The organism is Streptomyces sp. NPDC004667 (assembly GCF_040609475.1).
GTDB lineage: Bacteria > Actinomycetota > Actinomycetes > Streptomycetales > Streptomycetaceae > Streptomyces.
In genome coordinates this window covers 1-8,987 of record NZ_JBEXKC010000151.1, presented here as the reverse complement: position 1 = coordinate 8,987, position 8,987 = coordinate 1, and the positions used below count along the sequence as shown (strand labels likewise).

The 8,987-nt window shown below is 74.8% G+C and carries 6 protein-coding genes and 1 pseudogene; 1 reads left to right on the top strand and 6 read right to left on the bottom strand.

Annotated elements, in window-relative coordinates; all coding sequences use genetic code 11:
• Positions 1-1,180, bottom strand: a 1,180-nt coding sequence (locus tag ABZW32_RS37645) for an ATP-grasp domain-containing protein (protein WP_356225103.1), incomplete at its 3' end; no start/stop codon positions are given.
• A gap of 150 nt (positions 1,181-1,330) precedes the next feature.
• On the opposite strand from ABZW32_RS37645, the gene ABZW32_RS37640 reads away from it, so the two are divergent.
• Positions 1,331-2,881: a glycosyl hydrolase gene (locus ABZW32_RS37640; RefSeq protein ID WP_356225101.1), complete on the top strand. Its 1,551-nt coding sequence runs from the start codon at positions 1,331-1,333 to the stop codon at positions 2,879-2,881.
• Positions 2,882-2,886: 5 nt separating this feature from the next.
• On the opposite strand, the gene ABZW32_RS37635 is transcribed toward ABZW32_RS37640, so the two are convergent.
• From ABZW32_RS37635 to ABZW32_RS37615, 5 genes and pseudogenes are all read right to left on the bottom strand, one after another.
• The gene (locus ABZW32_RS37635; protein ID WP_356225099.1) at positions 2,887-4,029 is read right to left on the bottom strand and encodes a GNAT family N-acetyltransferase; all 1,143 of its coding nucleotides are present in this window, start codon (positions 4,027-4,029) and stop codon (positions 2,887-2,889) included.
• Positions 4,026-4,715: a lipopolysaccharide biosynthesis protein gene (locus tag ABZW32_RS37630; protein ID WP_356225097.1), complete on the bottom strand. Its 690-nt coding sequence runs from the start codon at positions 4,713-4,715 to the stop codon at positions 4,026-4,028. Before ABZW32_RS37630 ends, ABZW32_RS37635 begins: the two co-directional genes overlap by 4 nt.
• Before the next feature lie 645 nt (positions 4,716-5,360).
• A pseudogene (locus ABZW32_RS37625) lies at positions 5,361-6,476 on the bottom strand (glycosyltransferase); the annotation flags it as partial.
• Positions 6,473-7,249 (bottom strand): polysaccharide deacetylase family protein, encoded by a 777-nt coding sequence (locus ABZW32_RS37620; protein WP_356225095.1) that lies wholly within the window; start codon positions 7,247-7,249, stop codon positions 6,473-6,475. The pseudogene ABZW32_RS37625 and the gene ABZW32_RS37620, both read right to left, overlap by 4 nt.
• Complete coding sequence (locus ABZW32_RS37615; RefSeq protein WP_356225104.1) at positions 7,239-8,936, bottom strand: lipid II flippase MurJ; 1,698 nt, start codon at positions 8,934-8,936, stop codon at positions 7,239-7,241. Before ABZW32_RS37615 ends, ABZW32_RS37620 begins: the two co-directional genes overlap by 11 nt.
• Positions 8,937-8,987: the final 51 nt, after the last annotated feature.

The window sequence follows — 8,987 nt, the reverse complement described above, 5'->3', positions numbered from 1 at the left end:
AAGCGGGTGTTCCAGAGCGAGAACCTCGCCTACCTGAAGAACTTCGGGGAGGCCTGGGGCTACATGCCGGGCGGGCAGGCCGGGGTCTTCGTCGAGCCGTCGCCGCCGACAGCCGGCGGCCCCGTACCGCCGCGAGCAGCGCGTAGTTCTCGGCGACGAACACCCGGCCGGGACCGCCGACCGGCTCCGGGACCCGTTGCCCCGTCAGATCGAGGTACATCGCCTGGACCACGTCGAGCCCGCGGTCGTCGGTGAACAGCCGGAACTGCGCGCCGGGGCGCGGGTTGAAGTCCACCAGCCGGAAGGTGCCCCGCTCGTCGCACCGGAAGTCGAGGTCCAGGATCCCCTGGTAGCCGAGCCGTTCGGCGAGCCGCAGCCCCGACTCCTCCACGGCCGGGTCCGGGAGCCACCGCCCCACCGCCGTCAGCCCCGTCCGCACCGGCCAGGACAGCTCCTTGCGGCCCGACCCGGCGAGCAGCGGGCGCCCGCCCCGGGCGAAGGTCCCGTGGAAGAACCAGTCGGTGTCGGGTCCGGCGGGCAGGAACCGCTGGAGCAGCAGGCGGCTCCCGGCCTCCGCCGAGCGTTCGTACAGCCGCCGCACCTCCGCGACGCCGTGCACCAGGGTGGTGCTGCGCAGTCCGGCGGCGGCGGGCAGCAGCCACGGCCGGCTCCACTTGGCCACCACCGGCAGGCCGAGCCGCCAGGCGGCCTCGGCCGCCTCGGCCCCGCTCGCCGGGATCACCGTCTCCGGGTGCGGGACGCCCCAGCGGGCGCAGAGCCGCGACAGCTCCGCCTTGTCGGCCACGCGCGCGGGCAGGTCGTCGGGCTGATGGGGGATCCGGAAACGGTCCGTCAGCATCGGGGCGACCCGGGAGACCGCGATGGCGCTCAGGTCGTCCATGGCGATGAGCACCGCCGGCCGCCCGATCCGCCGCGACACCCCGGCCAGGCACTCCAGCAACTCCTCGGGCGCTTCGGGGTCGAGGCCCCCGTCGGGACCGGGGTGCGTGGCGCGCAGGTACCGCGAACGCCCCATGGGACCTCCCCCGGCTTCGACGACGGCATGGACCTCCACGCCCTTGCGCCCGAGCGATCTGACGGCGCCGAGGGTTCCGTGGTGGAACGGATTCCGATCGAGTCTGAGCAGAACAGCGGGCACATGGTTGGCGAACGCGTGCATGGAAACGGTGTCTTTCACCTAGTCGGACCAAGCGGGCAGGATGCGCAGCTGCGAATGGCCTAGGCAAAGGGCACCGGACAGGCCATTCGTCAGATGTGATGTCTAACGTCGTTGACAAGCACACCGGTTCAGGAAAGCTCGGGAGACGCCATGCCCAGACCACGCCGCCGACTGGCGAGCACCTGCATCGGTACGGTCACGGCCGGGCTGCTCGCCACCGGAGCCGCCCTCGCGGCACCGGAGGAAGAGCCCGGGGGCTCCGACATCGCCATGGGCGCCTACCTCGACTACGGGCCGCGCGGCGTCGCCCGCATCCCGTACCTGTCGCGCTGGCTGGGCGGCAAGGAGATCCGGGTCGGGCACACGTATCTGCCCGGTGACCAGTGGGCGGGCATCGAGGGCAACGTGCCCTTCCTGGCGGACTGGGCCGAGTGGCGGCGGGCCGAGGACGACCGGATGTTCGTGCTGAACGTGCCCATGCAGGCCCGCAACGAGGGCCGGGTGCCGGACTGGCAGGTGGCCCAGCTGATCCGGGCCGGCGCGCAGGGCCAGTACGACCGGCACTTCACGAAGCTGGCCGAACGGCTGGTGGCGCTGGGGGTGCCGGACACGGTCGTCGTGCTCGGCTGGGAGATGAACGGCACCACGTACACGCACCGCTGCGGGCCCGACCCGGAGAACTGGAAGGCGTACTGGAAGCGCGTCGTCAACGCGATGCGCGCCGTTCCCGGACAGCGGTTCAAGTTCGATTTCGCCCCGAACCGGGGGACGGACGCGATCGGCTGGACCAAGTGCTACCCGGGCGACGACGTCGTCGACGTCATCGGCATGGATTCGTACGACCAGGGGCCGGGCCGGACCTTCGAGGACCAGGTCACCCAGCCGTACGGACTCCAGGCGCACGTCGACTTCGCGAAGGCACACGGCAAGGAGGTCTCGTACCCGGAGTGGGGGCTGTTCCGCAACGGGGACAACCCGGAGTACGTGCGGCGCATGCTGAAGTGGATCGAGCAGCACAAGCCGCTCTACCACACCATCACCGACTACTGCCCGCACGGCGTGTGGCAGTGCAAGCAGAACCCGCAGTCGTCGAGGGTCTTCCGCGAGGCGCTGACCCCGCAGGTGCCGGTCGAGCCCACGCCCCCGGTGGTCCCGACGCCCGTGGTGCCGACGCCGGTCGTCCCGACCCCGGTGGTGCCCACTCCGGTGCTCCCCACACCGGTCGTCCCGACCCCGCAGATCCCGACCCCGCAGATCCCGACGCCCCAGGTCCCGAGCCCCCAGGTCCCGAGCCCGCAGGTGCCCACACCGCCGGTCCCGGCGCCGACCCCCACCCCGGAGGCGTCCGACCCCCCGGTCGTGCCCCCGGTCGTCCCCAGCACGGGCACGGGTACGAGCCCGGCCCCGACGCCTCCCCCCGAGCCCGAGGTGTCCGTCCCGCCGGTGTTCCCGCCGGCGCCGACGCCGACGCCCGAGGTCACGGTGCCCGCGTCGCCGAGCCCGCTCGTCCCCGCGCCCGTCCCCGTTCCCCTCCCCGTCCCCAGTCCGGCGCCGAAGCCGCCCGCCCCCGAACCGACCACCAACAGCACCCAGTGGTGTGTCCCGCTCAACTTCGGCGAGTGGCTGAACAAGCTGGTCGGCAAGCAGACGGTCTGCATCAAGCTCGACTGGGGCAAGAACTCCGGCTTCTGGCCCTTCTAGACGGTTCACCGCACGCGCAGTTCGTTCAGCCGCGCCCGCCAGTCCCGGGCGGCCGGCAGCGCCTCGCGCAGCGCGTCCACCGCCCGCTCGCGCCCCGTGACCTGCGACTCGTGCAGCCGCAGCAGGGGCGCGAGCGCGTGCGTGGCCAGCAGGAGGCGCTGGTTGACGACCGTCTCGGGCCGCCAGTGGTTCTTGTACGGCTCGTTGCCGCGCAGGAAGCTCACCACCGGCCGTCCCTCGGCCAGGGCCCGGCCCGCCTCGTAGCGCAGCAGCAGCGTCGCGACGTCGACCTTGCGGTCCCTCAGTTCCGGATCGGCGCCGTACAGATAGCCGCCGCTCAGCCCGGCGGACAGCAGGGTGACGTTGGCCGCCACCACCGCGCCGTCCAGCCGGAACTCCGTCAGCCGCCCCTCCCCCGCGCGCACCATCCGCCGGGTGGCCCGGGTCAGGTGCTCGGCGAACCGGGGCCGCAGGTGTTCGGGGGTGACCCCGCGGCCGCGCCACTGCTTCTCGTGGAGCCGCAGCAGGGTCCGTACGGCTCCCGGCACCTCGTCCTCGGTGACCTCGTGCTCCTCGATCCCGGCGGCGTCGGTCTTGCGCAGCTTGGCCCGCACCCGCTGGGCGCCGGAGGCCGGCATGCGTTTGACGAGCTCGTCGAAGGGCAGCGCGGGCAGTTCCATGCAGGTGGAGTCGGCCAGCTTGCAGGACACCCCGGGCCACGCCTCGTACAGCGCCTCGGCGGCCGCCCCCGGCCGTACCTCGCGCAGGTCCACGACCGCGCTGCGGGCGGCCCGGTGCAGCCCGCGGGCCAGGGCGGGCACGACCTGGCCGGCGTACCCGTCGGCCACGAGCACGTCGAAGTAGTCGGTGATGGGCCCGCCCAGCGGCACCAGCCGCGGCAGCGGCCGGTGTACGAGCATCAGCGCGGCCGCGCCGACGAGTTCCCCGCTCCGCCGTACGAGCAGGACGCGGAGCCGGCCCTCCTTCCCGTACGACAGCCACCACGAGTGGAGCCAGGCGTGGCTCTGGAAGGGGGTGGCGGTGCGACAGCCTCGGACGAGCCGGTTCCACGGCTCCTCCAGCGCGGCGAACTGCCGGGGGTCGCGGCACATCGTCACCGTCAGGGCCCCGGTGGAGCCCCGCGTCATCGCACGGACTCCTTCTCCTTGGTCTCGGAGTGCTCGCCCTGGGCGGGCAGCGAGGCGTACTCCTCCACGACCGGGAGCGCGTCTTCGTCCCGCTTGCGGCGGCCGGGCCGGGCCAGCAGCCACAGCCCGCCCAGCAGCCCGCCCGCGCACAGCCCGACGGCGCCGCTGACGGGGGCCGACGGGGAGGCGGGCTCGCCCGGCGCGACGGCCTGGTTGAACAGGAGCAGTTGCACGCCGGTGTTCTTGGCGGCCTGGTTGCTGGTCAGGGTGAGCGCGTCGGCGACGGCGTTGGCGATGTCGGCGGCCTCGGAGGGGCTCTTGGACATCCCGGTGATGGCGATCATCGGGGAGTCGGGGGAGGTCTCGGTACGGACCTGGGTGCGCAGGCGGCGGGCGTCGACGCCGGCGCGGGGCTGGGCGTAGGCGAGGGTGGAGCTGCTGGTGGCGATGCGTCCGTAGGCCTGGGCGAAGCCGAGGGCGGTCGCGGGCTCGGTGGTCTCGTTGGGGACGGCGACGACGTAGCTGGTGGCGGCGTACTCCGGGGCCTTGAGGACCCCGTACGCCCCGCCCGCGGCGAGTCCGAGCAGGGCGCAGGCGGGCAGGGGCCACCAGGCGGGCGGTGGCAGCAGTCGGCGCTTGCGCTCCGACCGGTGGTCGGACTTCTTCTGGTCGGCGGTGTCGGCCATGTGCGGTGCTCGCTTCCTGGGTGGAGGGGAGTTCGTTCATCCCCGCGCGCGGCCCCCGGCCGGGGGCGGTGCGTGGGGGTGGGGTGCGCGGCGGGGTCAGCCCCCGCCGGGTGCGGGGGCGTCCGCCGCGGTACGGGGCGCGGCCCCCGGAGCGGTGGCGGCCGCCGGCCCGGACTGTTCTCTCGCCCCGGGGCCGGGGCCCGTGCGGGAGCCCGTGCCGGGGCCCGTGCCGGGACCGGGGCCGGAAGCCGTGCCGCCGCCGGAGCCAGGGCCTGGGCCGGTACCAGTGCCAGGGCCGGAAGCCGTGCCGGGACCGGAGCAGACAACCGGCCCCGTGCCCAGGCCGGAGCCGGGGCCCATGCCACGGCCGGAACCGGCAGCCGTAGAGGTGCCAAGGCCGGAGGCGGCGACGGGGCCGGAGGCCTCGGCCGGGTCGTGGCCCGAGGCGTCCGCCGCGACGGGGCCCGGGGCGTCCGGGCCGGGCCCGGGTCGCGCTGCCGGGGTTCGAGCCGGAGCGGGGGCCGGAGCCGGAGCCGGGTCGTGGCCCGGGGCGTCCGGGCCGGGCCCGGTCTGGGCTGCCGGGGCCGGTACCGGAGCGGGGGCCGGGGCCGCAGCGGGGGGCGGAGCCGGGGTTGCCGGTGCCGGGGTGGGCAGGGCGAGGGAGTAGACGTCGAGGAGCTGTCGGGCGGTGCGGGCGATGTCGTAGCGGCGTACCACCGGGGGCGCGGGGAGCCGGCGGGCGCCCGCTTCCATCTGCCCGCGCAGGGCGGCGACGAGTTCCTCCGTGCCGGGCCCGATCCGCCGCGCCCCGGGCGCCCGGTCGGCGGGGAGGTCGTCGATGGCGGGGCAGGTCACGTGGAGCACGGGGAGTCCGGCGGCCAGTGCCTCGACCACGGCGAGCCCGAAGGCCTCCTCCTTGGAGGGGGACACGAAGACGTCCATGGCGGCGAGCAGGGAGGGGATCCCGGGCGTGCGCCCGTCGGGGCTGTCGCCGAGCGGGTCGCGCTCCCCCAGGAGGTGGATGCGGCCCTGCGCGCCGAGTTCGGCGGCGAGCGTGCGCAGCGCGGCCCGCTCCGGCCCGTCCCCGGCGAGGAGGAGGTGGGCGCCGGGCAGTGCGGCGACGGCCCGGACGAGTACGTCGAACCGTTTGCCGGGCACCAGCCTGCCGACCCCGCCGACCACGAAGGCCCGTTCGGGCAGGCCCGTGCGGGCCCGGGTGGCGCGGCGGGCGCCTTCGCTGAAGCGGAAGCGGGCGGCCTCGATCCCGTTGGGGACCACGTGGACCCGGGCCGCGGGCACGCCCCAGCCCTCCAGGCGGGCCGCCACGGTGTCCGATACGGCGACGGTGGCGGAGCCGAGCCGTTCGCCGGCCAGGTAGAGGGCCCGGACCCCGCCGGTCAGGGGGCGGCCTTCGATCTCGGCCTCGCCGAGGGAGTGTTCGGTGGCGACGACGGCCCGTACTCCGGCGAGCCGGGCGGCGAGGCGCCCGTAGACGCAGGCCCGGTAGAGGTGGGTGTGGACGAGGTCGTAGCGGCCGTGGCGGATGAAGCGGACCAGGCGGGGCAGGGCGCCCAGGTCACGGTTGCCGCGCATGCCCAGGTGGACGACGCGGACGCCGTCGGCGCGCAGCCCTTCGGCGACCGGACCGGGGTTGGTGAGGGTCAGGACGTCGCAGGGCATCGGCATGTGGCGGAGCAGGAGACGCAGTTGCTGTTCGGCGCCGCCGACGCCGAGTCCGGTGATGACGTGGAGGGCCTTCACGGCAGGACCACCCGCCGCAGTTCGCGTACCCGGTGGCGGAGCTGCTTGATCCGCATCCGGCCGCGGCCGTCGGCCTGGCTGACGTGGGTGCGGGGCAGGGCGTGCGGGCCGGTGAGCCGGCCGGGGGTGATCGCGCAGGCGTACGCGTATCCGGCGGCCCGGGTGGCCTCGACGACGCGGGCGTCGAGGTGTCCGTAGGGGTAGCAGAGGCCCCGGGGGAGGCTGCCGGTCAGTTCGCGCAGCAGGTCGCGGCTGCCGCGCAGTTCCTGCCGCAGGACGTCGTCGGGGGCGGTGGTGAGGTCCTGGTGGAGCAGTCCGTGCGAGCCGATCTCCGTTCCGCCGGCGGCGGCTTCGCGGATCCCCTCGGCGGTGAGGAGGGACTTGCGCGGGCCGAGCGGGTCCCACGCGTTGTCGGCGCCGAGCCGTCCGGGCAGGACGAACAGGGTGGCGGTGCAGTCGTAGCGGCGCAGCAGGGGCAGGGCGCCGGTGAGGAAGTCGGTGTAGCCGTCGTCGAAGGTGAGTCCGACGAGGCCGCGCCCCTGCCCGGCGGCGCGGGCCCGCAGCAGTTCGCCGACGGACACCCCGCGTAGCTTGCGGGTGCGCAGCCACTGCAGTTGGGCTTCCAGGGCGCCGGGGGTGACGGTGATGCCGTACGGGTCCTCGGCGGGGTCGGTGAACTCGGCGACCGAGTGGTACATCAGGACCCACGGCGATACGGACCGGCGGGCGGGGCGCTGGACGGCGGGGGGTGCCGTGTCGGTGTCAGCGGGCATTGCGGAACCTCTGGGTGAGCTGGGTCAGGCGGGTGGTGAGCCGGGAGGCGATCTGGGCGGTCTGGGCGGGCAGGGCGGTGACTTCGATGGCCCGCATGGCCGTGCCGGTGGCCCCGAACATGGCCGGGACCAGCAGGCAGCCGAGGGCGGCGCTGAGCAGGGGGTCGGGGATCATCGGGCCGGCGAGCCAGCCGGTGCCGCCGGCGGCGACGGCGGCGACGGCGAGGCGTCCGATGCTGAGGGCGACGCGGCGGACCTGGATGGCGACGATGCGGGAGCCGAGTCCGGTGAGCAGGAGGGCGGCGGTGGTGGAGATGCCGGCGGCGTTGGCGGCGGCGATGCCGTAGATGCCCCACCAGCCGACGGCGAGGGCTCCGGCCGCGATGTTGACGAGCAGCCCGGCGCCCATCGCGAGCGCCGGGAACCAGGTGGGCCGGGCGGTCGAGAAGAAGGGCCGGGAGAGTGCTCCGACGAGGCAGTGGCCGAGGAGTCCGAGTCCGTAGACGCGCATGACGTCGGCGGTGGCGAGGGTGTCGCGGTGGGTGAAGGCGCCGCGTTCGAAGAGGACCTGGATGATCTGCGGTGCGTAGCCGATGACGAGGGCGCTGCCCATGAGGACGGCGAGGGAGGCGAGGGCGAGGTCCTGTTCCACCCGGCGCCGGGCCTTCTCGCGTTCCCCGCCGGCCATGGCCTGGGCGACGACGGGGAAGGTGACGGTGCAGATCATCAGGGAGAGCACCATCGGCATCTGCGCGACCTTCTGCGCGTAGTTGAGGTGCGAGATGGCACCCGGGGGGAGGGAGGCGGCGAGGAAGCGTTCGACGAGGACCTGGGACTGCCGGAAGACGGCGAAGAAGATGACGGGGGCGATGAGTCCGAAGGCGATGAGGGTGGGCCGGTCCCGGTCGCGCTGGCTGCGGGGGGCTCCCTTGGGGCGGGTCGGTCCGAAGCCGACGTTGCGGACGAAGGCCGGGAGCTGGACGAGGACCATCAGCAGTCCGCCGACGGCGACTCCGGCGGCGGCGGCGCGCACGCCCCACAGGGCGTGGAGGGCGACCATCGTGCCGATGATCCCGACGTTGTACGAGACGTAGATCGCGGCGGGCGGGACGAAGGAGCGGTGGGCGCGCAGGGCGGCGCTGAAGTAGCCGGCGACGCCGAAGGTGAGCACGGTGAGGGCGGTCATCCGGGTGCACTGGACTGCCAGTTCGGGGTCGGGCAGGCCGGGGGCGAGCAGTGCGACGACGAGCGGGGCGGCGACGATCAGTACGGAGGCGACGGCGGCCAGGAACACGGCGAGCCGTGGCAGGGTCGCCCCGACGAGGAGCCGTACGGGGTCGGCCGCACGGGCCTCCCTGCGGGTGAGGCCGGCCCGGCTGGCGGCGCGGCGGGCGAGGGCGTGGCTGAAGGCGGGCACCATCAGCAGGGCCATGGCGTCCTCGATCAGCAGGGTCGAGGCCATTTCGGGGACGGTCCAGGCGATCAGGAAGGCGTCGCTGTCGTGTCCGGCGCCGAAGAGGTGCGCGATGGTCTGGTCGCGGACGAGGCCGAAGACGGCTCCGGCGGCGGTCAGTCCGGCGGTGACGGCGGCGGCTTTGGCGAGGAACCGTCCGAGCGGGGCGGGGCCGTTGCCGTTGCCGTTGCCGCCGGCCCCGACACCCGGCCCGCCGACGCCCGGCCGGCCCACGCCCGGCCCGCCTGCGGCCCGGCGGCGTACGCCCGTCGCGCCCCGGCCGGG

What these genes read in the sequence shown, in the direction of transcription:
- ABZW32_RS37640 (WP_356225101.1), top strand. Translation starts at nt 1,331, where the DNA reads ATGCCCAGACCACGCCGCCGACTGGCGAGCACCTGCATCGGTACGGTC.
- ABZW32_RS37635 (WP_356225099.1), bottom strand. Translation starts at nt 4,029, where the DNA reads ATGACGCGGGGCTCCACCGGGGCCCTGACGGTGACGATGTGCCGCGAC.
- ABZW32_RS37630 (WP_356225097.1), bottom strand. Translation starts at nt 4,715, where the DNA reads ATGGCCGACACCGCCGACCAGAAGAAGTCCGACCACCGGTCGGAGCGC.
- ABZW32_RS37620 (WP_356225095.1), bottom strand. Translation starts at nt 7,249, where the DNA reads ATGCCCGCTGACACCGACACGGCACCCCCCGCCGTCCAGCGCCCCGCC.